Source organism: Geobacter sp. AOG2 (assembly GCF_019972295.1).
Lineage (GTDB): Bacteria > Desulfobacterota > Desulfuromonadia > Geobacterales > Pseudopelobacteraceae > Oryzomonas.
Window position 1 is genome coordinate 2,435,494 of record NZ_BLJA01000001.1, and the last position, 21,044, is coordinate 2,456,537.

The 21,044-nt window shown below is 55.4% G+C and carries 20 protein-coding genes; 5 read left to right on the plus strand and 15 right to left on the minus strand.

The genetic code is table 11. The annotated features are described in order from the left end of the window. Positions 1-46 precede the first annotated feature (46 nt). Genes LDN12_RS11115 through LDN12_RS11135 form a run of 5 tightly spaced genes read left to right on the plus strand, consistent with a single transcriptional unit; the run spans position 47 to position 3,925 of the window. Positions 47-517, plus strand: coding sequence for a cytidine/deoxycytidylate deaminase family protein (locus LDN12_RS11115; protein ID WP_223922735.1), 471 nt, complete (start codon positions 47-49; stop codon positions 515-517). Continuing rightward, positions 514-966, plus strand: coding sequence for a transcriptional regulator NrdR (gene nrdR, locus LDN12_RS11120; RefSeq protein ID WP_223922736.1), 453 nt, complete (start codon positions 514-516; stop codon positions 964-966). The genes LDN12_RS11115 and nrdR overlap by 4 nt, the downstream gene beginning before the upstream one ends. After that, positions 963-2,072 (plus strand): bifunctional diaminohydroxyphosphoribosylaminopyrimidine deaminase/5-amino-6-(5-phosphoribosylamino)uracil reductase RibD, encoded by a 1,110-nt coding sequence (ribD, locus tag LDN12_RS11125; protein WP_223922737.1) that lies wholly within the window; start codon positions 963-965, stop codon positions 2,070-2,072. Before nrdR ends, ribD begins: the two co-directional genes overlap by 4 nt. Then, a complete protein-coding gene (locus tag LDN12_RS11130; RefSeq protein ID WP_223922738.1) occupies positions 2,057-2,698 on the plus strand; it encodes a riboflavin synthase in 642 nt (213 codons plus the stop codon). The genes ribD and LDN12_RS11130 overlap by 16 nt, the downstream gene beginning before the upstream one ends. Before the next feature lie 21 nt (positions 2,699-2,719). Further along, positions 2,720-3,925, plus strand: a complete 1,206-nt coding sequence (locus tag LDN12_RS11135) for a bifunctional 3,4-dihydroxy-2-butanone-4-phosphate synthase/GTP cyclohydrolase II (protein ID WP_223922739.1) — start codon at positions 2,720-2,722, stop codon at positions 3,923-3,925. A 24-nt stretch (positions 3,926-3,949) separates the two neighbouring features. On the opposite strand, the gene LDN12_RS11140 is transcribed toward LDN12_RS11135, so the two are convergent. From LDN12_RS11140 to LDN12_RS11210, 15 genes are all read right to left on the minus strand, one after another. After that, positions 3,950-4,930: a divergent polysaccharide deacetylase family protein gene (locus LDN12_RS11140; protein ID WP_223922740.1), complete on the minus strand. Its 981-nt coding sequence runs from the start codon at positions 4,928-4,930 to the stop codon at positions 3,950-3,952. 66 nt (positions 4,931-4,996) lie between these two features. Continuing rightward, entirely contained in the window at positions 4,997-6,355 is a 1,359-nt protein-coding gene (locus LDN12_RS11145) for a S41 family peptidase (RefSeq protein WP_223922741.1), read from the minus strand. A 42-nt stretch (positions 6,356-6,397) separates the two neighbouring features. After that, complete coding sequence (locus LDN12_RS11150; protein WP_223922742.1) at positions 6,398-7,570, minus strand: murein hydrolase activator EnvC; 1,173 nt, start codon at positions 7,568-7,570, stop codon at positions 6,398-6,400. Positions 7,571-7,582: 12 nt separating this feature from the next. Continuing rightward, positions 7,583-8,551, minus strand: a complete 969-nt coding sequence (gene ftsX, locus LDN12_RS11155) for a permease-like cell division protein FtsX (RefSeq protein ID WP_223922743.1) — start codon at positions 8,549-8,551, stop codon at positions 7,583-7,585. Then, positions 8,508-9,197, minus strand: a complete 690-nt coding sequence (gene ftsE / locus LDN12_RS11160) for a cell division ATP-binding protein FtsE (RefSeq protein ID WP_223924056.1) — start codon at positions 9,195-9,197, stop codon at positions 8,508-8,510. The genes ftsX and ftsE overlap by 44 nt, the downstream gene beginning before the upstream one ends. Positions 9,198-9,277: 80 nt before the next feature. Beyond that, positions 9,278-9,658, minus strand: a complete 381-nt coding sequence (locus tag LDN12_RS11165) for a prepilin-type N-terminal cleavage/methylation domain-containing protein (RefSeq protein WP_238482127.1) — start codon at positions 9,656-9,658, stop codon at positions 9,278-9,280. A 67-nt stretch (positions 9,659-9,725) separates the two neighbouring features. Then, positions 9,726-10,220 (minus strand): type II secretion system protein, encoded by a 495-nt coding sequence (locus LDN12_RS11170; RefSeq protein ID WP_223922745.1) that lies wholly within the window; start codon positions 10,218-10,220, stop codon positions 9,726-9,728. A gap of 13 nt (positions 10,221-10,233) precedes the next feature. Then, positions 10,234-12,789: a cohesin domain-containing protein gene (locus tag LDN12_RS11175; RefSeq protein WP_223922746.1), complete on the minus strand. Its 2,556-nt coding sequence runs from the start codon at positions 12,787-12,789 to the stop codon at positions 10,234-10,236. A gap of 33 nt (positions 12,790-12,822) precedes the next feature. Further along, the gene (locus LDN12_RS11180; RefSeq protein WP_223922747.1) at positions 12,823-13,455 is read right to left on the minus strand and encodes a hypothetical protein; all 633 of its coding nucleotides are present in this window, start codon (positions 13,453-13,455) and stop codon (positions 12,823-12,825) included. Further along, the gene (gene pilO / locus LDN12_RS11185) at positions 13,452-14,000 is read right to left on the minus strand and encodes a type 4a pilus biogenesis protein PilO (RefSeq protein WP_223922748.1); all 549 of its coding nucleotides are present in this window, start codon (positions 13,998-14,000) and stop codon (positions 13,452-13,454) included. Before pilO ends, LDN12_RS11180 begins: the two co-directional genes overlap by 4 nt. Beyond that, the gene (locus tag LDN12_RS11190) at positions 13,997-14,536 is read right to left on the minus strand and encodes a PilN domain-containing protein (RefSeq protein ID WP_223922749.1); all 540 of its coding nucleotides are present in this window, start codon (positions 14,534-14,536) and stop codon (positions 13,997-13,999) included. Before LDN12_RS11190 ends, pilO begins: the two co-directional genes overlap by 4 nt. Beyond that, complete coding sequence (pilM, locus tag LDN12_RS11195; RefSeq protein WP_223922750.1) at positions 14,536-15,462, minus strand: type IV pilus biogenesis protein PilM; 927 nt, start codon at positions 15,460-15,462, stop codon at positions 14,536-14,538. Before pilM ends, LDN12_RS11190 begins: the two co-directional genes overlap by 1 nt. An 18-nt stretch (positions 15,463-15,480) precedes the next feature. Continuing rightward, on the minus strand, positions 15,481-17,199 hold the full coding sequence (locus LDN12_RS11200; RefSeq protein WP_223922751.1) for a GspE/PulE family protein: 1,719 nt from the start codon (positions 17,197-17,199) through the stop codon (positions 15,481-15,483). 8 nt (positions 17,200-17,207) lie between these two features. After that, positions 17,208-18,416 (minus strand): type II secretion system F family protein, encoded by a 1,209-nt coding sequence (locus LDN12_RS11205; RefSeq protein WP_223922752.1) that lies wholly within the window; start codon positions 18,414-18,416, stop codon positions 17,208-17,210. Positions 18,417-18,647: 231 nt separating this feature from the next. Next, positions 18,648-20,906 (minus strand): NADP-dependent malic enzyme, encoded by a 2,259-nt coding sequence (locus LDN12_RS11210; protein WP_223922753.1) that lies wholly within the window; start codon positions 20,904-20,906, stop codon positions 18,648-18,650. Between the last annotated feature and the right edge of the window lie 138 nt (positions 20,907-21,044).

Below are 21,044 nucleotides of genomic sequence, written 5' to 3' on the forward strand. Positions count from 1 at the left end.
GTATTTTATTTCATTAAACCTATTTGAGTAAAAAGAGACTGCATCTATGCCCCGCCCATCATGGGACCAGTACTTCATGGACATCACCCGCCTGGTCGCAACACGTTCCACGTGCCTGCGCCGACAGGTCGGGGCGATTCTTGTCAAAGACCGCAATATCCTTGCCACAGGCTATAACGGCGTCCCTTCCGGTATCAGCCATTGTGGTGCCACCGGGTGCCTGAGAGAGCGGCTCCGCGTCCCTTCGGGCGAACGCCATGAACTGTGCCGCGGCCTGCACGCAGAACAAAACGCCATCATCCAGGCCGCGCGTCACGGCACCAATATCGACGGCGCCACCCTCTACTGCACGACCATGCCCTGTATCATCTGTACCAAGATGATCATCAATGCGGGTATCCGCGCCATCGTCTACGGAGAAGGATACGCCGACGACCTTGCCCGGGAAATGATCACCGAGAGCGGCATCAGCACAGTGCACTTTACCGAGACTAATAGTGGAGGTGACGGCACGTGAAATGTCCTTTTTGCAGCCATCCCGACAGCAAGGTTGTGGACTCGCGGCCCGACAAGGGGGGAGCGACCATTAGGCGACGTCGCGAATGCGAGGCTTGCGCCAAGCGTTTTACCACCCACGAGCGTATCGAGGAGATGCTTCCCTTGGTATGCAAAAAAGATGGCCGCCGAGAGCCTTTCGACCGAATGAAGATCATCGCCGGCATCAAAAAGGCCTGCGAGAAACGCCCCATATCCGTAGACGAGATCGAACGCCTCGTGGACCGCCTGGAAGGCAAGCTCCAGGAGTCTTCCGAGCGCGAAATATCCACCACCACCATCGGAGAATGGATCATGAAGGAGTTGCACAGCATGGATGAGGTCGCCTACGTCCGTTTCGCCTCCGTCTACCGTTCGTTCCGTGACATTGGCGAATTCATGCAGGAACTACAGGAGCTGCTCAAAAAATGAGTGAACATGACAAGCGCCATATGAAACGGGCTCTCACCCTGGCCCGCAAGGGGATCGGCAAGACGTCGCCCAACCCTGCGGTGGGTTGTGTTATTGTCAAGGCAGGCCGCGTCGTTGGAGAAGGGTGGCATCAAAAGGCCGGCCAGCCCCACGCAGAAATAAACGCTTTGACCATGGCCGGCTCCGAGGCGCAAGACGCCGACGTTTATGTGACGCTGGAACCGTGCAGTCATACCGGCCGCACGCCACCCTGCGCCGCGTCCCTGATCGCCGCCGGCGTGAGGCGAGTGGTCGCCGGCATGGTAGACCCCAACCCGCAGGTGGCGGGAAAGGGCTTCGCCATGCTGCGCAAGGCCGGCATCATTGTGGAACACGGCCTCATGGAGCCGGAGTGCCGGGCTATCAACCGCCCCTTCATCAAACACATCACCACCGGCCTTCCCTATGTCACCTACAAATGCGCCATGACCCTGGACGGTAATATCGCCACCGTCACCGGCGAATCCCAATGGATCAGTTGCATGGATTCCCGGCGCTATACGCACCGGCTACGGGCAACGAACGATGCCATCATGGTCGGCGTCGATACGATCATAACCGATAACCCTCAATTGACGGTACGCCACGTCAAGGGACGCAATCCGCTCAGAGTCATCGTGGATACCCGCTTGCGGACGCCGGAGAGCGTGGACGTACTCAGCGAACGCATGGCCCACGATACCATCATCGCCACCACCGAGAGCAACCCTCGGGTACATCTTCGCTATCTCCAGCAAGGCGCCACGGTTATCGTCTGTGACGAATACGACGGCCGTGTTTCCATGATTGATCTTCTGCAAAAACTCGGCAAACGGGGGATTCAATCCATTCTCCTTGAGGGGGGAAGCAGGCTGGCGGGGGAAATGCTCCAAAACGGCGTCATTGACGAGTTCGTCTTTTTCCTGGCGCCCAAGATCATCGGCAGCGACGGGTTCGCCCCCTTTACCCTGCGCGGGATCACCAGTATGGATCAGGCGATCAGGCTACAATTCGGCCAAATTACCCGGAGCGGCCAGGACATCGTCATCCATGCCTGGCCGGGAGAAGCGCCATGTTCACCGGCCTGATCGAGGATGTGGGCACGGTCGCCTCCTTCAGGCATGGCGGCCCGGCGGCGGTACTCGGCGTTTCAACCTCCCTCCCCATGGGTGAGATCGCCTTGGGAGACTCGGTGGCGGTCAACGGCATTTGCCTTACGGTCACCAACATCGGTAGCACAGTTTTGACCTTCGACGTCTCGCCGGAGACCCTTTCCAAAAGCACTTTTGCATCCTTGAAGACCGGGAGCAAAGTCAACCTAGAGCGCGCCCTGCGCCTGGGAGACCGCCTGGGGGGGCACATGGTGACCGGACATGTGGACTGTTGTGGCATGCTTGCGAGGATCGAGCAGATTTCAGGTTATCATGTCCTTGCCTTCACCCTCCCGACCCAATTCTCCCGCTATCTGGTCAAAAAGGGATCGGTGGCCATCGACGGGATCAGTCTGACCGTGAACGAGGTAAGTGGAGAAGGATTCACCGTCACCGTGATCCCCCACTCCTTTGCCAAAACCACCTTGGCTAAGCTGGCGCCGGGTGCCGCGGTCAATATTGAAACCGATATCCTGGGAAAATATATTGAGCGGTTGGCGCAACCCTGGAGAGAGGGAACCGGGTTGAGCATGCATACGCTGGCGGAAAATGGATTCATGTAAGCAAAAAGGAATGGAGATACTATGTCCATAGCAACCATAGAAGAAGCAATCGAGGATATCCGGCAGGGAAAGATAGTCATCTTGGCCGATGATGAAGACCGTGAGAATGAGGGCGATCTGACCATGGCGGCAGAGGCGGTTACTCCCGAGACTATCAATTTTATGGCCAAATACGGGCGAGGCCTGATCTGTCTGACCATGACGGCCGAAAAATGCGACGACCTCAATCTGCGGCCGATGGTACGGGATAACACCTCGCCGTTTGAAACCGCTTTCACCATTTCCATCGAGGCGAAACATGGGGTTACCACCGGCATCTCGGCCGCCGACCGGGCTCACACCATCCTGACCGCCGTCGCTGATAGCGCGACCCCGGACGACTTGGTCAGCCCCGGCCATATCTTTCCCCTGCGTGCCCGCAAGGGGGGAGTTCTGGTCCGGTCGGGACAAACCGAAGGGTCAGTGGATCTGGCGCGTTTGGCTGGGTTGCGGCCGGCCGGGGTCATCTGCGAGATCATGAATGACGATGGCACCATGGCGCGCATGCCCGAATTGAAGAAGTTCGCAAAAGAGCATGGAATCAAGATCTGTACCGTGGCCGACCTGGTCGCCTATCGGCTGCGGCACGAACGTCTCGTGCGCACCGTGGCCGAGGCCCACCTCCCGTCGGCTTACGGCGGCGAATGGCGGGCCATTGCCTTTGAAAACGATGTGGACAAGCTGGATCACCTTGCCTTGGTCAAGGGGGAGTTTGCAAAGGGTGAATCCGTATTGGTCCGGGTCCACTCGGAGTGTCTGACCGGCGATGTTTTGGGTAGCCAACGCTGCGACTGCGGGGAACAACTGCACCGAGCCATGGAAATGATCGCTCGGGAGGGGAAAGGGGTGATCCTCTACATGCGCCAGGAGGGGCGCGGCATCGGCCTAATCAACAAGCTCCGGGCCTATGAGTTGCAAGACCGGGGCCGCGACACGGTGGAAGCCAATCTGGAACTTGGTTTCAAGGCCGATCTGAGGGATTACGGCATTGGGGCGCAGATCCTGTTGGCCCTGGGGATCACAAAGATCCGTCTCCTGACCAACAACCCCAAGAAGCTCATCGGGTTGCAGGGCTATGGCATCGATATCGTGGAGCGGGTCGCCATTGAGGCGGTCGCCACGGAGAACAACCGCAAGTACCTCAAGACCAAACAAACCAAACTGGGGCACCTGCTGAAAAACATCTGACGTCCGTCAAAGTTTACGAGAAAGTTACCGGACCAACTGCGATACCGGAACCAGGGTTATCCCCTGGCCAGCCAGGGCCGGCAATGTTTCGACCAGAGTTGCAATCGTTGCCGGGTGGGGATGGCAAATAGCAATGGCAGTGCCGTTTTTCTTTGCCATCCGCACCGCTTGGGCCAACTGTCCGCGAATGTAGGCGCCGTTTTGCTCGTTGTCGAGAAACACGTTCCGCTTTGCCGTCTTTACCCCCATCTCACGGGCCAGACGCGCCCCAACCGTCCGGGGTGTCGTTACGCTGTCGATGAAGAACAGCCCCTTCCCTTTCAACTCCTCCAGCACCACCCTCATCTTGTCCTCATGCTCGGTGAATTCGGACCCCATGTGGTTATTGACGCCAATGGCCGTAGGAATCTCGCGCGTATATTCGCCGAGATGTTCACGGATAGCGGCATCATCCATTGATGTCAATAGTCCGTTGGCTTCCAACCTGCGCTGAGGCCACCCCTTGGACTGCATGGGGATATGGATCATCGTCTCGATACCGGAACGGGCGGCAAAGCCGGCCACATCCCGGTCGCTATGCAGCCCCGGAATGATGGAAAAGGTCAGGGGGAGCCCAATGCCCGCCAACGCGCGGGCTTCCTGCAGGGTGCTCCCCATGTCGTCGATGATGATCGCCAACTTTCCTTGAACACCGGCCGGGCTGATTGCCGGTTTATTGTCTTCTTCCTTGGAAGTGGTTTCGTGGGGATATTGCGCTTCACCTGTGACCGATACTCCGGGCTGCGGAGCGACAGGCGATGCGGGACGGCCCGCCTCCGGGATCGGAGTGGGCGAGAGATTCGCGGCGTTCCGGGAAGGTTGTGGGGGCGAGGGGGGATTACCCCGGGGGGACATTATGAAATAGAGGCCAACAGCAAGCAGGATCGTGGCCAGGAGGGCCACTGCTGCGATACGGCTGCCGCCGCCCGACCTCTGTTTATATCTCTTGTTACGGGGTTTGGTCACAGTGACTCGGCAAGCCGTTCGCCCGTGCGGGGGTACCCGTCTCCGGAATACCCCCGCACGAGGAACCTACTTTTCCGTCCCCATCGTTTTCAGGATGTCCCACCCCTTGAGTAGGTCAAGGGCGCGCATGGCCTGATAATCATTCTTCAAAGCGTCGTCCGACTTCAGAAGGGCATTCTTTTCCTTTTTATCGTCCTTTTTGGTGTTGCCCTGGCTGTTCTTATCTTCGTTTTCGAAGTGGTGGTCCAGATCCTTTTCACGGATGTGCATGAACTCCTTCTTCTCCCCGGTTTCTTTGGGTAGTTCCAGCCGCTCGACCACGATATCGGGGGTGATACCCTTGGCCTGGATGGAGCGCCCTTTGGGGGTATAGTAACGGGCCGTGGTGAGGCGCAGACCGGAATCGTCCGAGAGCGGGATAATGGTCTGGACAGAACCCTTGCCAAAACTCTGGGTCCCCATGATGATGGCACGTTTGTGGTCCTGCAGAGCTCCGGCAACGATCTCGGAAGCGCTGGCGCTGCCTCCGTTGATCAGCACGACAATCGCATAGTTCGGCTCCTTGCCGCCCTTTTTGGCCGTGAACTGCATCTTGGAATCCTTTTCACGTCCCTCGGTGTACACGACCATCTTCCCTTCCGGTATAAAATGTTCTACCACCCGGACCGCTTGGTCCAGAAGACCACCGGGATCGTTGCGCAAGTCAAGGACAAGCCCCTTGAGATCGCCCTTATTTTCATCTTTAAGGGATTTAAGAGCCTTGGAGAGGTCCTCATCCGTTTTTTCCTGGAACTGGGCGATGCGCACATAGCCGTAGCCATCGTCCAGCAGGCGGGAACGCACGCTCTTGACTTGAATAATATCGCGCACCAGCGTGAATTCCTGCGGTTTCTCAAAACCGTCACGCATTATGGTCAAAACGACTTTGGTCCCCTTGAGACCGCGCATCCGCTTGACCGCTTCATTGATATTCAGATCCTTGGTAAATTTGTCGTCGATCTTAAGGATTTGGTCGCCGGACTTGATGCCAGCCTTGAAAGCGGGCGTATCCTCAATAGGCGAAATAACGGTCAGGATGCCGTCCTTGATGGAGATCTCTATGCCCAAACCGCCAAAGGCCCCCTTGGTGTCGATCTTCATCTCCTTGTAGGTCTCGGGGGACATGAAGGAGCTATGAGGGTCCAGTGACGCCAGCATGCCGTTGATTGCGCCGTAGATGAGTTTCTTGGTATCGACCTCGTCAACATAACTCTTCTTGATGATAGCCATAACATCCGTAAAAAGCTCGATTGACTCGTAGTCGCTTCCCTTGGCCTCGGCCGCACAATGCCGTTGTGTGCTGATGCCGATGAACACCACGAGAATGGTTACGACCAGTACGAAGCCGAACGCCACCTTCTTCTTTTTGCTGCCGGTTGTGAACATCTTGTGCCTCCGCGTGTATGAATATCTTTTTAATATATCTTGTTACCGCACCCAAGCCGCCGGGTCCACCGGCTTGCCCTGATACCTGATCTCGAAGTAGAGCATGGGCCCTTTGGCGGAATCCACATCTCCGACCGTGGCCAGCGTCTCGTTTCTTGCCACCTCGGCGCCCACCTTCTTTGTTATCCGCGAGGCGTGGGCGTAGAGACTGAAATACCCCCCGCCATGATCGACAATTACCATATTGCCGTAACCTTTGAAATAGTCCGCAAAGATCACGCTGCCGTCGTAGATCGCTTTGATCTCCGTGCCGGCCCCGGCGGCGATGGAGAGCCCTTTGCTAAAGGTATAGGAGTTGAACTCAGGGTGTTTGTGTTTCCCATACGTCTCAATGATGTTACCCCTGACAGGCATCGCCATGCGCCCCTTCTGGGAAGCGAACCCGCGATCCGGCACCGGCGGCAGTTCCGGGAGAGGCTTGAGCTTGCTCCCCGGTCTCGTATGACGCGAGGAAAGCTTTCTCCGGCTCAGTGCCTCAAGACGTTCGATCATGGCCTGCAAACGGGAGGCATTGGCCTGGAGATCCTTGAGCGAGGTTTCATACCCCTTGCGGTCCTGACGCACCTTGACCAGGTAAGCAAACTTCCTGCGCTTTTCCTCTTCGATCTCGTGTTTTTTAAGGGCAATGCCGTTCTTTATCCGCTCCTTCCTGGCCATATCCTGCTCCAGGGAGGCTTTCAGCCTGCGTAATTCCTCAATTTTAGCATTATACTCCGCAAATATCTTTTTGTCATTCTCCAGAATGGAACGCATGTAGCGGATATTCTCCGCCATCTGGGGAAATGACTCAGCCGAGAAGAACATGCGGAGTGCGCCCAGTTCTCCTGCCTTGTAAAGCGAGATCAGGCGCCCCTCAATCTCTCGTTTCTTCCGGTTGGTTTCCTCGGTGACCTGCGCAATGGCACGCCCGCTGCGGTCCAGATTCGATTCCACATTCCTCAGATCGCGGTCAAGGCTCCCCAAGTCCGCAATCTTTCGTTCCAGAGAATGTTCTATCTCCTGCAACTCGGTGGAGACGACTGCTTCAACCTTACGCGTCTTGGTGATGAGTTGTCGCTTCGCCTTGATCTCCCGCTTGACCCCTTTCAACTCGTCCTTGGGACTTTCACTCCACCCCGGGGAAGCCGCGGAGAGGATCAGCAGTATGCATAGCATTCGGATCATTGCTCAGGCAGAAACGAAACGCTTGAGAGAGGTGAGGCTGCCGATCAAACCGAGCAGAATACCGGCCGCAGCAATACCGCCGACATATTCAGTTGGGAGAAAGGCCAGCCCCGAGGCAGCCGGATTGAATGTCAGAAAACTTCCCGCATTGTGAAGAAACCCCTCATATACCCCCCATAGCAAGCCGACGGCAAGCATTGCCCCGCCTGCCCCCTGTATGACCCCTTCGATCAAAAAGGGGGCTTTGATGAAGAAGCGCGTAGCTCCCACCAGCGCCATCACTTCCAGTTCATCGCGACGAGCATAAATGGTCAGTTTGATGGTGTTGGATACGATGAACACTACTGCAATCACCAGAAAGCCACCCAGCAATGCTCCAACCAGCCGCATGAAGTTAAGGAACGTATTGAAGCGCCGGACCCATTCTTCGCCGTATTGTACCTCGGTGATGCCAGGAATATTCTTCAAAGAGGCGACAAATGCCTCGACCCCGTGGGTTTCGCGATTTTCACGCTTGAGGGAGATTTCGAACGAGGTGGGGAGTATGTCGGGTCTGACCCCTTCCAGCAGAGTCTCTTGTCCCCGAAGCCTGGAGCTGAAACGTTTGAGCGCTTCGTCACGGGACACATACGTGATGCGGGCCGCACCAGGTAGAGACATGATTCGGCTGCGGAGCGCCGCCTGTTCCTGACCGCTCAATTCACGGTCGAAATAGACCGTAACCTGCACCCGCTCACTCCAATTTTCCGCCGCATTCTCAAGGTTGACGAACACCAAAAGAAACAGCGAAACAATCAGGAGCGCCAGGGTGATGGTGCCCACCGTAACCACATTGACAAAAATATTCTGCCGTATATTGGTCAGGGCGCGGCTGAAAAAATAGCCCAGCCGGCCGCCGAAACCTTCACCCGCAAGATTCGGGCGTTTGTTAGGCCGACTCGCCGGAGACGCCTTCTTTTTCCACCTGTTCAACGATTTCTCCCTTGCTGAGGGTTACCAGCCTTTTATGACAATTATCGATCAGCCGCCGGTCATGAGTCGCAACCACGACCGTCGTACCTCGAACATTGGCTTCCTTGAATATGGTAAGGATCTGATTTTTATTGGCATCGTCAAGATTTCCGGTCGGCTCATCCGCAACGAGGATTTTGGGGTCGTTCACCAGCGCCCGCGCCAGGGCCACTCGCTGTTGTTCCCCCCCGGAAAGGCGTTGGGGCGTCTGGTTTATCTTCCCTTCCATGCCCATCTGTTTCAGTACGTGCATGACCTTCTTACCAATATCCGCCCTCCCCCAGCCAAGGACCTCAAGGGTGATGGACACGTTTTCAAAAACCGTCCGGGTGGGGAGCAGCTTGAAGTCCTGAAACACAACGCCGATACTGCGGCGGAGGAAAGGGATCTGGGACGCGGTCATGCGGGAGACATTCTGGCCGTCGATCACCACCTGCCCGCGGGTAGGAGTGAGCGCGCCGTAGAGAAGCCGTAGCAATGTGGTCTTTCCTGCGCCCGAAGGGCCGGTCAGAAAGACGAACTCCCCTTTTTCGATCCTTAGATTGATATCGTTCAGGGCGGTGGCGTCCTTCTGGTAAGCCAGGGATACGTTATGCAGTTGGATCATTTTGTTCATACCCGTTGAGAATCTCTTTATCCAAACCAACGTACGCCGCCGTGCCATGGTCGGACGGCAGTTACGACGTCTCAATACTCTTTATACGGCTTGCCGTCGCTCCCCACAAGATCCGAGTTGCTATGAACATCATACACATTACCCAGGGACAGGGTTCCGCCGGAGGACGTGGCCCCCGCAGGAGCTGATGTCGTATCTGTCGGCGGCGGGACAGTTACCCAGTCCTCTGCTTTGGTAAAAGGGTCCTTGGGGATGCCACGCAGATAGTTTTTCGTTTTCAGATCTTCAAGCGAGTCGGGGTACTTGCCCTGATCGACGTAGTACTGGTCGATGGTCGAACGCAGGTTGTACAGATCCTCGCGCAATACTGACTCTTTGGTCTTGATGATGCCCCACTGGTAGTTGGGCACGGCAATGGCCGCCAGGATACCGATAATCGAAACCACGATCATCAGCTCGATCAGGGTGAAGCCGCCATTATCGCTCGACAGACCGGCCGGGGCCGACCGTATCGTGTGCTCACCAGTCTTTATATTTCGTCCCATCAATCGCCGTTCCTTCATTCAATGAGTACACATCGTAGACATCCTCACCGCCCCACATGCCAGAGTCCGGGTTGTCGGCATAGGATCGCATGCCCCACTTAGGCTCCTCGCCCGGCTTGGGCGGATTCATGGGATCGGCCGGAATCCTGCGCAGGAATTTCTGCTTGGTCGAGTAAAGACCGCCGAAATCATACCCGTCCACCAGTTGTTGCAACGTTTCCGGGTACCCCGATTTGTTCAAGGACGGCAGGATCTTTTTTTCGAGTACGGCTTTATCGTAACTCTTTTTGAACTCGTCTATTGCGGTGCGAATAACGCGCAGATTACGGTGCAATTCAAGCTCGCGGGACCGGATGGCGGTCATTTGCATCATCGGCATGACCACCGAAGCCAGTATCGCTAGGATGGTCATCGTCACAATCAACTCGATCAGACTGACCCCGCGGCATGTCTTTAATGAGCTCGGCATCACAGCTAAATGCCTAGTTTATGGTAACAGGTTTTACGAACGGCACCATGCTAAAGGGTGCGCCATCGGCAGAGATAAAATTGACATTACTGAACCCGAAATTGGCTTGTCCCTGTTTCTTTGCCTTGAAGGTAAAGGTTGCGAGCGTCCCGCCACCGGAGACCCCCCCGCTTCCTGTTACGCGGGCCAGGGTCACTGTGACTGTTCCATTTGCTGCATCCGGCGAAGCCGAGAAGGTCGTAGGCTTCCCGTCTTGTTTAAGAAACGCCCCTTCGACAGCCGACATAAACTCGACACTGTCCGGATCATAGGTCAGGGTAAACGGTGTGTTGGCCAGATTCTGTGTGAGGCTGACCTTAACATCAATGCTGAACTGCTGACCGACCTGTAGAGCGGCAGGCGCAGTAACCTGAATCATCCCCCGCGTGGGTGCGATCCCTTGTCCGGCTTCCACGCCGGGGCCACCCAGAGGAGCGACGCCGGCCGCGGGAGAGGGCGTTGCCGCCATCGAGGCCGGAGACACTTGCGTCTGCCGTTCCTGTTCGGCCTTTTCCGCAGCTATCCGCTCCTGATTGGCAGCGGCCTTTGCCTGACGTTCTTTTTCAACGGCCGCGGCTAACGGAGAAATGGAACGGGCCGAATGCGTGGCGTCTGGCTCTTTCGGTGCATGGTCGACCGAGGGGGACGAAGCCTTCGATTCCGGCGCAAAGACCGGCTCCTCTTCGAAGGCCGCCAATGGCCTGGCCAGTGAAGGTTCGTCTTCTTTGCCGGACATGAACGCGGAAAGGTCAAGCTGCGGCACCGTCACACCCCGCACCAGCCGGGGGGTAATCGCCAAGACCAGTTCCGTCTTGGCTTTGCTGCCGTTGGAACTGGAGAGAAGCGGCCCGATGAGCGGTAGATCACCCAACAGGAATACTTTACTCTTGCTGTCGCTGTTCGTACGCGAGATCAAACCGCCAATGACGCTGGTTTCACCGTCTTTCAGACTGAGCACGGTCTCAAGGTTTCTGGTGCCGATGGTGACGACCTTTGTTGCGCTGTCCGTACTGCCCACGGTTTCGGTGGAAAGGATCGAACTCACCTCAAGCGACAACTTTATGGTGACCTCGTTATTGAGTTGGATCGTCGGCTCGGCATTTACCTTAACCCCCACGTCCACATACTGGACGTTCACGCTTGTCGTAGAATTCGTGGTGGTCGTGGTGGTGATCGGAACCCTGGTTCCCACCGTGAACTTTGACTTTTCCTTGTTCTTGATCCTGACTTTGGGGTTTGATAACACCTCCCCCTTGACCAGTGTTTTACCAAAATTGTAGGTGGCGTTGGGCACCGTCAGGTAACCACCATATCCGTTGACCGAAAAGGCGCGGATCAAGCTGCTTATGGTTGATGACGACGATGTTGACGATGATGACGATGACGACGACGTCGCCGATGTGAGCGTCGAAGAAAGCGCCGTACCGTCCGGCGCAAAGGCCCCCATCTGCACATTATAGTTACTCAGCAGAAGTCCGACGTTCTCGGCATTCGAGTCATTCAGCTCTAAGACTTCGACATCGAGTACCACCTCGGGTTCAGGGACGTCATTGGCGTCGAGGATTTTTTCCACCACATCGACCACGTCCTTGGTATCGCGAACGAGAAGCGAGTTGGAATCGTCATTAATCTGGATCTTGCGCACCTGCATCATGCCACGGATCAGGTTGATCGCTTTTTTTGCCTCAAGATAGTTGAGATGGAAAGTGCGCACCTCCATTTCCTCATACTGTTTGATCTTGTCGGGCATTCTGGGATAGATGATTACTGTACTTTCATTTAGCACCTTTCGTCCCAGCTTGAACATGTTGGTCAGGAGTTCAAGCGCCTGCTGAAAGGTCCCGTTCTCCATGTAGATGGTGACGTTCTGATCCTTTACCCCATCGTCAAACACAAAATTGATACCCGAAAGCCTGGTAAGGATACTGAATACGTCCTTGATTTTGGCATCCTTAAACTTGAGCGTAATCGGCTTGGAGGATTTGAGGTTCAGTTCAAAACCTTCCACCCTGCTCTTGCGCATACCGGAAATACGCCGCAGGGCAGCCTGATACTCCTTATTGTCCGGATGCAGGGAAACTGCCTGGAGAAAAGCGCGATTGGCATCCTTGAGCTTATTGGCCTTTTCAAAGTCGACCCCTTCCTGATAGGCAAGTTGGGCATTCTTCAGGAGCCTGGTTGCTTCGACCTGCTGCTTGTATTTATTCTGGCTGGGATCAAGACCATAGGCGTTCTGAAACGCCTCCAACGCAGCTACATAATTTCCGTTATTGAAGTATTGGACACCGCTTCGGTAATAATTATCGGCAGCCTTTTCACGAGCGCTGAGGAAGCGTACCCGGTATTCTCCGATCTCGGGTTCTTTACGAAAGGCTTCGGCATAGCTGTACATGGCCTCTTCGTATCTGCCTTCGGCTTCGAATTTTTCTCCCGTGCTAAAAGCCTGACGCCCCCCCGTGCAACCGGGGAGCAGGATCATCGCACTAAGACTAAGCAGACAGGGTATGGTCAGATGAATCAGATAGCGCATCCGTGGCGTCTCCTCTGGTACTGTGTTCAAACGTTAAGGCACCGCTTTTAGTGAAAGATTCTCCACGAGCGGGATGACGATTTCTTCGGCAGAATCAACAACCTGAATGGTAAGAGCCTGGTCGGTAATTGAGGCGGCCTTATAGCGTTTTTCAAAAATATCACCTTTTTTTACCAGAAGAATGGCGCCATCTTTTGATAAAAAAATGGTTTTTTGATTATCCTTGCTGAGAAACCCCTTAAAAACGAATTTGGCCAATTCACGTCGGTTTCGTTGCGCCTGTTCCTGCGCCGCCGCTATGGCGGGTGCAATTGGGGGCGGCGGCGGGGGCGGAGGCGGCAGTGGCCGCGGTTTCACAATCTTAAGCGCCGCCGCCTTTTCTTGCATGAGTTTGAATTCATCAACAAAAATCGGTCTGAATATATCACGGCGATAGCCTTTAAAACCACCCCGTTCTCGATTAAGAAGATCCAGTTTCAGTATACGGTCATCACTCGGCAGGCTCGCTGTCGGCGTCGTGCGTCCCGAAGCCTCCTTGGTCCGCTGGTCAGAGGCAGACTTCTGGGGAGGAGCGACCTGAGGACGGGGCATGGCAAAAAAACTCCACGACACGGCGAGGGCCAGCGCGATCAGCAGGATGAACAGAATCAGCCTTTGCCGGTTCATGGGACCTCCTGCAGATAAACCGTCATGTGAAGGTCCATAACCACATTTTCCTCATATGGGTCGTTATTCGCCATGGTTAAACCGTCAATAACGATTAGTTCGCCATTCTTCTGCATGTCAGCCAGAAAATTCTTAACCGCGGCATAACTCCCGCTGACCGACAGAGAGAGACCATAGGACAGGAGTGCAGGATTGTCCTTGATAACCGAGGGCCGATAGTTGACCGCCCCCACGCTGACGCTGTCGGAAGATGCTGTATCGAAGATCCCGCCCAATAAACGGGGGAACTGGTTTTTAGGGGGGATGCGCGTCCTGAGTTGTTCCAGGTCAGCCTTGCCCCTGCGGTAGATCGTTGCGGCATCGTTCTGGCCGGCAACCGCTACGCGCCTCCGTAGGTCGCCCCATGATGTCTGGGTATCACTAATGGCAGAGGCCAGATAGCCCTTCAAAAAGACGAGCACCGCGATATTGAGCACCAGCAACACCAGAACCACCACGAGAATACGCTGCCTCTGGCGAACTATTTCCTGGATAACCTGATTCATTTCAACGCCGCCCTGCATGAAATGGTAAATTGAATCCCGCGAACCTTATCACTTATCGCCACATCGCGATTCGACAGGAGCAGAACTTTTGTGAAGGCCTTGGATTCATCAAGCTTTTCCATATAAGTCCGAAGGTTTGCAAAAGAGTGCGCTCGTCCTTCTATCTTCACGTCGCCGCTCTTCATGTCGGGCGCCAGCGAGGTCAATGCAATACCTTCGGGCGTGACATTTTCCATCTGCTCAAGCAGTCCCAGCCAGTTGAAGGCCTTACGTTCAATAATACCGTTGAAGAAGGCAATCTCCGCCAGCAGATGGGTGTACTCCCGTTCGGGGACATCCTTGGGCCGACTGTTCAGGCGGCCCTCGTAGGTTGTGATATCCGATTTCAAGCGGTGTAATTCTCCCAAATTGCTGAACGCAACAAAGGTATTCCACGACAATACAAGGACAAGCAAGACAATAGCAGCGTAACAGATCTGGCTTATAAGCCGCTGATCCACGTATGTCCTGGTGGCCAGATTGATGGTAAAACGCATCACAGACTCCTCAAGGCGGCGCCGATGGCGGCTGAAAAGAGGAAAAACGACTCCTGATCCCCCGGAGCCTCTCTACCGGGAGTCACCGCTGTTTTCGTTTCCAACAGGATTGCTTCCGACCCGGCCGCTTCCGAAACCATGCTGCAAAACGCAGAAGCCACGTCGGGCGGCGCAATGCAGAATACATTGGCCGTGTTCCGTTCGGGGAAGCGTTCGCGATGGACCAAGAGCGAGTTATTGATCTCCATGAAAACACGATTATCAACGGCACTCGTCCCTGGCAGCTCTTTTACCCGGATGAATTCGGGCACACCATTGTAATAGGCCATGATGCCGAGAGCGCCGTTATGAAAGTAGATGAGGAGACTATCGTCCAGCAACGCCAGACGACGATCAAAAATCCTGTAGAGATTGAAACTGTTGAAATCGATTCGCGCCGGTGTGAACCCAGCCGATGTGAGCGCATTCTCGTATTGTTCGATAACCGTGCGGGAGGCCAGCGCCACCAGCAGGGCCATGTCGCCGTTCTCGCGTATCTTCAGCAACTGGTAGTCCAGATGGGTATCGGAGACATCGAACGGGATGTTTTTTTTCAACTTCCAGCGGATCATGTCCAGGCCTTCCGTTCGATTCTTGAAACGCCCCTCCATGTCCAGGAGAATGATGCGGCCGACCGAATCGGGCAGGGTCAGAGAAAGACGCTTCGAACGATGTAACAGCAGGTTGTGGGCGTTCTGAAAACTCTCGACAAAGGCCTGAAGGTCGAGAATATTCGGCTCACGTAACGAACTGCGCACGGCGCCCGTAGGCAAAGGTGTGTGAACGGCCCTCTCCAGGCGCGGCGCCGCAGGCGTACCCCCTAAAAGGGCAAAGGCCACACCGGATTGGTTTATTTCAACTCCAAGAGAGGTTCTGGTAAACAACATAGCGTCAATTCATCTCCGTCATTCCACGAAAGTAACGCGGTTGATTTCCTTCAGCGTCGTTTCCCCTGCAAGCATCTTTTCAACAGCCGCTTCCCGGAGAAAGACCACCCCCGCTTCTCGGGCGGTTTGCTTAAGTTGGGTTGCCGGCACCCGAGCAATGATCAGATCCCGGAGTTCATCATTAAACTCGAGAAGCTCCACGATGGCGGAACGCCCACGGTATCCGGTCCCGTTGCACTCCTCGCAACCCACCGCCTCGTACAGGGTGGCATTGCGTGTGCTTTCCGGATCCACGCTTGCTTCCCGCAGAACGTCGTCGGTGTAACGGACCGGGCGGCGGCATTTCGGGCAGACCCTCCGCACCAGTCGCTGCGCCATGACACAGTTGAGGCAGGAAACGAAGTTGTAAGGGTCAATACCCATATGGATAAAGCGCCCAATCACGTCAAAGGCGTTGTTGGCATGCACCGTGGTAAAAACCAGGTGGCCGGTCAAGGCGGATTGAACGGCGATCTGGGCGGTCTCCGAATCGCGGATCTCGCCGACCATGATCTTGTCCGGGTCGTGACGCAGGATAGAGCGCAGCCCCTTGGCAAAGGTGAGGCCCTTTTTCTCGTTGACCGGGATCTGGAGCACACCGCGCAGCATGTATTCCACCGGGTCTTCGATGGTGATGATCTTGTCCTCGCCCGTATGGATCTCAGTCAGGGCCGCATAGAGCGTGGTGGTCTTACCCGAACCAGTGGGGCCGGTCACCAGCACCATGCCGTACGGTTCGCGGATTTTTCTGCGCAAGCGCTTTATCTCCCTCTCGCAGACCCCGAGATTTTCCAGCGATAATCCTTTCATATCGCTGGCAATGCTCTCCTTGTCAAGGATGCGTATGACCGCATCCTCACCCAAGGCGCTCGGCATGATAGATACGCGAAAGTCGATGGATTTTTCGCTGAAACGGATTTTGAAACGTCCGTCCTGGGGTATGCGCCGCTCCGAGATATCCAGCTCGCTCATAACCTTGAGACGCGAGATGATTGGTCCTTGAAAATGCAGGTCGATGGGCTCATTGGCCCGGTACAGGACACCATCGATGCGGTACTTGATCTCTACGCCCTCATGTCCGGTTTCGATATGGATGTCGCTGGCGCGGCGGTTAAGTGCATCCAGAATGGTGCTGTTGACCAACTTGATGATCGGACTTGTGTCATCGGAGATGCTCTCCACCGACAGGACTTCTTCGCCCCGTTCCGTCTCCTTGACCAATTGCAACATGAAGTCTTCCGAAACTTCACGAAGCACCCGGCGCGTCCCTTCTCCCGTCTTGACGAGCGCGGAAATAGCAGACTCCGCCGCAATGCGGAGTTGCAAGGGACGGTCGAACAAGAGTTCCAATTCATCCAGCTTGACCACATCGGTAGGGTCGGCAATAGCTACGACCATGGAACTTTCCGTCATCTCCAACGGTACAAAGCGGAAACGGTGGAGAGCGTCGGGAGGCAGCGCATTGAGCAGTGACTCATCCGGCTTAAAATTGGCCAGATCGATATATTCCAGGTTGAACTGCTCGGCCAGAGCACGGGCCAAGTCGTCATCGCTGATCAGGCCCTCCTGAATGCAGATCTCTCCGAAACGCAGTTTACCGATGCCCAATTTATCGAGAACAATCGGCAGTTGATCCGCCGAGAGCGTGCCTCGTTCCACCAGGATCGTGCCGATTTTTCTTCGCCGGTACGATTGCATTGCCGCTCCTAGCCCACCGTGCCGGCAATCTTGAATATCGGCAGGTACATGGCAATAATGATGACCCCGATCACAACACCCACAACAAGCATGATGGCAGGTTCTATGGCTGTCGTGAGGACGTGCATGCGCTCCTCCAACTCTTCCTCCAGATAATCGGAAATGTCAACCAGCATATCTTCCAACGAGCCGGTCGCCTCCCCCACCCCCAACATGCGGAGTGCGAGGGGCGGCATGATATTGATCCGTTCCAGGGCGGTGGAGAGCCGCCCACCCTCCTCGATGAATCTGACCGCTTCGAAGAAACGTTTTTCCATGTAACGGTTGTCGAGTGTTCCGATACACATCCGCAACGACTCGATAATCGGTATTCCGCTGCCGAGCACCGTTGCCAGGGTGCGGGTAAAACCAGCCACCGAATACTTTGTAAAAACATCGCCAGCCACCGGGATCGTCAGCTTGAAACGATCAACCTTGTAGCGGCCCGACTCCGTACCGACCCAGGAGCGATACGCGGCGACCAGACCGACAATCAACAGTACCCCCAGCAGGGCAAAATGCCGGAGAAACGAGGTAAAGCTGATCAGCATCCTGGTTGGCGCCGGCAGTTGGGAACCGGCATCGGCATAGACCTGACTGAAGGTAGGCACCACGTACAGCAACAGCAGCGTAATGGCCATGAATGCGAAAATGATGAGAATGGATGGGTAAAACAGCGCCGAGACGACCTTTTTACGGATACTGTCAACTCGCTTGAGATACTGGATATAGCGCCGGATCGTACGGGGCAGATCCCCCGTCCTTTCTCCGGCGCGGATGGAGGCCACGTACAACTGCGGGAACGCCCGGCCATGCTTGTCCAGAGCGGCCGAGAGCGCTACCCCACCCTTCACGTCCTCCCGGACTTGAAGCAACAACTCGGCGAGTTTGCCGGTCTCGTGCCGTTCCAGAATCGCGTCGAGAACCTGCATGATCGGCATGCCTGCCTTGATCAGAACGAGCATCTCCTGATTCAGGGTAAGAAGCGTGCGATTATCGATGCGACGGCGCTTCAACCCCTTTTCAAAAAGAAACTGCAAGGGTTTCCGTTTTACCTCGAAAACAAAAAAGCCCTGATCTTCCAGACTTTTGCGCAACATCAACGGCTCGTCCGCCTCGAGTTCGCGAAACATTACTTTGCCGTCCGATGCGCCGAGCTTACAGGTATAAATCGCCATAACTAAGCCAAAATATCACATCGCACCTTAAATTCAAACACAAAAACCACGGGCGATCTGCCAGTGGTTTTTGTGTTTGTGCTCTAAAAACGCCATGGGGGGGGCGGGCGAAAAACGCGACGCCGGGGCATTCTACGTAATTACACCCGAATACTCCCGTAACGCGAGGACGGTGTTCTATGGCACTGTTTTAGTCCCCAGGGGAGCTTCCCGCTCCGTGCCGCAATTACCTCAGGATATTTGGGCATCAACTACGGCTATTGCCGCCATGTTGACGATATCGTCTACATCGTCCCCGCGCTGCAGGACGTGGACCGGCTTCTTCATCCCCATCAGGATCGGCCCAATGGCTTCGGCTCCTCCCAGATGGTGGAGAAGTTTGTAGCAGATATTCCCTGAATTAAGGTCCGGGAAGATAAGGATGTTGGCAGCCTCCTTCAGGTTGGCGAAGGGGAAACTTTTTTGCAGGATTTCCGTGACCACGGCGGTATCGGACTGCATTTCGCCGTCGATGATCAGACCCGGCGCTTTTTCCTTAACGATCTCCGCCGCCTTTTTGACCTTCAGGGCCTGGGGGTGCTGGACCGACCCGAAGTTGGAGAAGGAAAGCATGGCGATCGTCGGATCGATGTCGAACATCCGGGCCTTTTCCGCGGCAAGGATGGCGGTTTCGGCCAATTCCTCGGCGGTGGGCTCGATACAAACCGTGGTGTCTGCCAAAAGAAAAATCCCCTTCTTGAACACCATCATGTAGAGGCCATGCACGCTGGAAAGCCCGGCCTGCTTGCCGATCACCTCCAGGGCCGGCCGGATGGTCTCGGGATAATGGGTATCGATGCCCGAGAGCAGCGTATCCGCATCCCCTTGACGCACCATCATGCAACCAAAGTGGGTACGTGACTTGCGCGTCAGAATTCGCCGGGCCTCAGAGAGGGTCAACCCTTTCCGCTGCCGCAGACTAAAAAGCTCTTGGGCGTACTCTTCGGATTGACTGAAGTTCGACGGGTCGATGATCGGCACGCTGCCATTGAAATCCAGGCCAAGCTCCTCCATCTTGGCGTTGATCTTGTCGCTACTGCCGATGAGGATCGGTTTTGCAATCCCCTCTTCGATCAGGATCTGGGCGGCGCGGAGGATCTTCTCGTTATCTCCCTCCGGGAAGACGATTCGCTTGGGGTCGCTTTTGGCCTTGTTGATGATCAGGCGCATGGTCTCCTTAGCCTTACCCTGCAACGATTCCAGATGTTCTACATATTTGTCCATATCGGCAATCGGCTGCCGGGCAACGCCTGAGTCCATAGCCGCCTTGGCGATTGCCGGCGCCACCCGCAGCAAGGCGCGAGGGTCGAACGGCTTGGGAATGATATAGTCCCGGCCGAAGGAGAATTTGACGTTGCCGTAGGCGCGGCAGACCGAATCGGGGCATTCCTCCCGGGCCAGTTCCGCCAGGGCAAACACCGCGGCCTTTTTCATCTCCTCGTTGATGGTCGTGGCGCGTACGTCCAGGGCGCCGCGGAAGATAAAGGGGAAACCGAGAACATTGTTGACCTGGTTGGGATAGTCGGAACGCCCGGTGGCGATCAGAACGTCGCCCCGCACCGCGCGGGCCTCTTCCGGCGTAATCTCGGGATCGGGATTTGCCATGGCAAAAATGATCGGATTAGCGGCCATCTTGCGCACCATCTCCGCGGTAAACGCCCCCTTGGACGAGAGCCCGAAGAGCACGTCGGCCCCATTAGCCGCCTCTTCCAAGGTGCGCAACGGTGTATCGACGGCAAAGCGCTCCTTGTATTTGTTCATCCCTTCGGCGCGCCCCTGGTAGATCACACCCTTGGTGTCACACATGATCAAGTTTTCCCGCTTTACCCCCAGGGAGATGGCCAGGTTGGCGCAGGCAATGGCCGATGCACCCGCACCGTTCACCACGATCTTGATCTGGTCGATCTTCTTGTCGATCAACTCCAGAGCGTTGATCAGGGCCGCAGAGGAGATGATAGCTGTGCCGTGCTGGTCGTCGTGGAAGACCGGGATGTTCATGGTTTTCTTCAGTTCTTCCTCGATGTAGAAGCACTCGGGAGCCTTGATATCCTCCAGGTTGATGCCGCCGAAGGTCGGCTCCAAGAGCTGGCAGGCACGGATTATCTCATCCGGATTTTCACTGTTCAACTCAATGTCGAACACGTCGATATCGGCAAAACGTTTGAAGAGAACTCCTTTCCCCTCCATGACCGGCTTGCCTGCCAGAGCTCCGATATTGCCCAGTCCCAACACCGCCGTGCCGTTGGAGACAACGGCCACCAAGTTCCCCTTGGCTGTGTACTGGTACGCGTCTTCGGGGTTCTTTTCGATCTCCAGACAGGGCTCCGCAACACCGGGCGAGTAAGCCAGGGAAAGGTCGCGGGACGTCAAACAGGGTTTCGAAGATATAACCTCAATCTTGCCTTTCCTGCCGCTCGAATGATATTCCAGTGCTCCGGTAATCTTGGCCATCACGTCCTCCGGTTTTATTTATAGTAAAAAACAGGGGTTTATTTCTACTTATATAAGCAAAATCTTTTACTTAAAATGAAAAAACCATAGCTTCCCTCAGTCATATTTGTCAAGAAGTTAATGCAGGGTTATAAAAAA

Excerpts from the sequence above, each read along its gene's own strand:
- LDN12_RS11115 (WP_223922735.1), top strand. The coding sequence starts at position 47 with ATGCCCCGCCCATCATGGGACCAGTACTTCATGGACATCACCCGCCTG.
- ribD (WP_223922737.1), top strand. The coding sequence starts at position 963 with ATGAGTGAACATGACAAGCGCCATATGAAACGGGCTCTCACCCTGGCC.
- LDN12_RS11130 (WP_223922738.1), top strand. The coding sequence starts at position 2,057 with ATGTTCACCGGCCTGATCGAGGATGTGGGCACGGTCGCCTCCTTCAGG.
- LDN12_RS11135 (WP_223922739.1), top strand. The coding sequence starts at position 2,720 with ATGTCCATAGCAACCATAGAAGAAGCAATCGAGGATATCCGGCAGGGA.
- LDN12_RS11145 (WP_223922741.1), bottom strand. The coding sequence starts at position 6,355 with ATGTTCACAACCGGCAGCAAAAAGAAGAAGGTGGCGTTCGGCTTCGTA.
- LDN12_RS11150 (WP_223922742.1), bottom strand. The coding sequence starts at position 7,570 with ATGCTATGCATACTGCTGATCCTCTCCGCGGCTTCCCCGGGGTGGAGT.
- ftsE (WP_223924056.1), bottom strand. The coding sequence starts at position 9,197 with ATGATCCAACTGCATAACGTATCCCTGGCTTACCAGAAGGACGCCACC.
- LDN12_RS11165 (WP_238482127.1), bottom strand. The coding sequence starts at position 9,658 with ATGATCGTGGTTTCGATTATCGGTATCCTGGCGGCCATTGCCGTGCCC.
- LDN12_RS11170 (WP_223922745.1), bottom strand. The coding sequence starts at position 10,220 with ATGCCGAGCTCATTAAAGACATGCCGCGGGGTCAGTCTGATCGAGTTG.
- LDN12_RS11175 (WP_223922746.1), bottom strand. The coding sequence starts at position 12,789 with ATGCGCTATCTGATTCATCTGACCATACCCTGTCTGCTTAGTCTTAGT.
- LDN12_RS11180 (WP_223922747.1), bottom strand. The coding sequence starts at position 13,455 with ATGAACCGGCAAAGGCTGATTCTGTTCATCCTGCTGATCGCGCTGGCC.
- pilO (WP_223922748.1), bottom strand. The coding sequence starts at position 14,000 with ATGAATCAGGTTATCCAGGAAATAGTTCGCCAGAGGCAGCGTATTCTC.
- LDN12_RS11190 (WP_223922749.1), bottom strand. The coding sequence starts at position 14,536 with ATGCGTTTTACCATCAATCTGGCCACCAGGACATACGTGGATCAGCGG.
- pilM (WP_223922750.1), bottom strand. The coding sequence starts at position 15,462 with ATGTTGTTTACCAGAACCTCTCTTGGAGTTGAAATAAACCAATCCGGT.
- LDN12_RS11200 (WP_223922751.1), bottom strand. The coding sequence starts at position 17,199 with ATGCAATCGTACCGGCGAAGAAAAATCGGCACGATCCTGGTGGAACGA.
- LDN12_RS11205 (WP_223922752.1), bottom strand. The coding sequence starts at position 18,416 with ATGGCGATTTATACCTGTAAGCTCGGCGCATCGGACGGCAAAGTAATG.
- LDN12_RS11210 (WP_223922753.1), bottom strand. The coding sequence starts at position 20,906 with ATGGCCAAGATTACCGGAGCACTGGAATATCATTCGAGCGGCAGGAAA.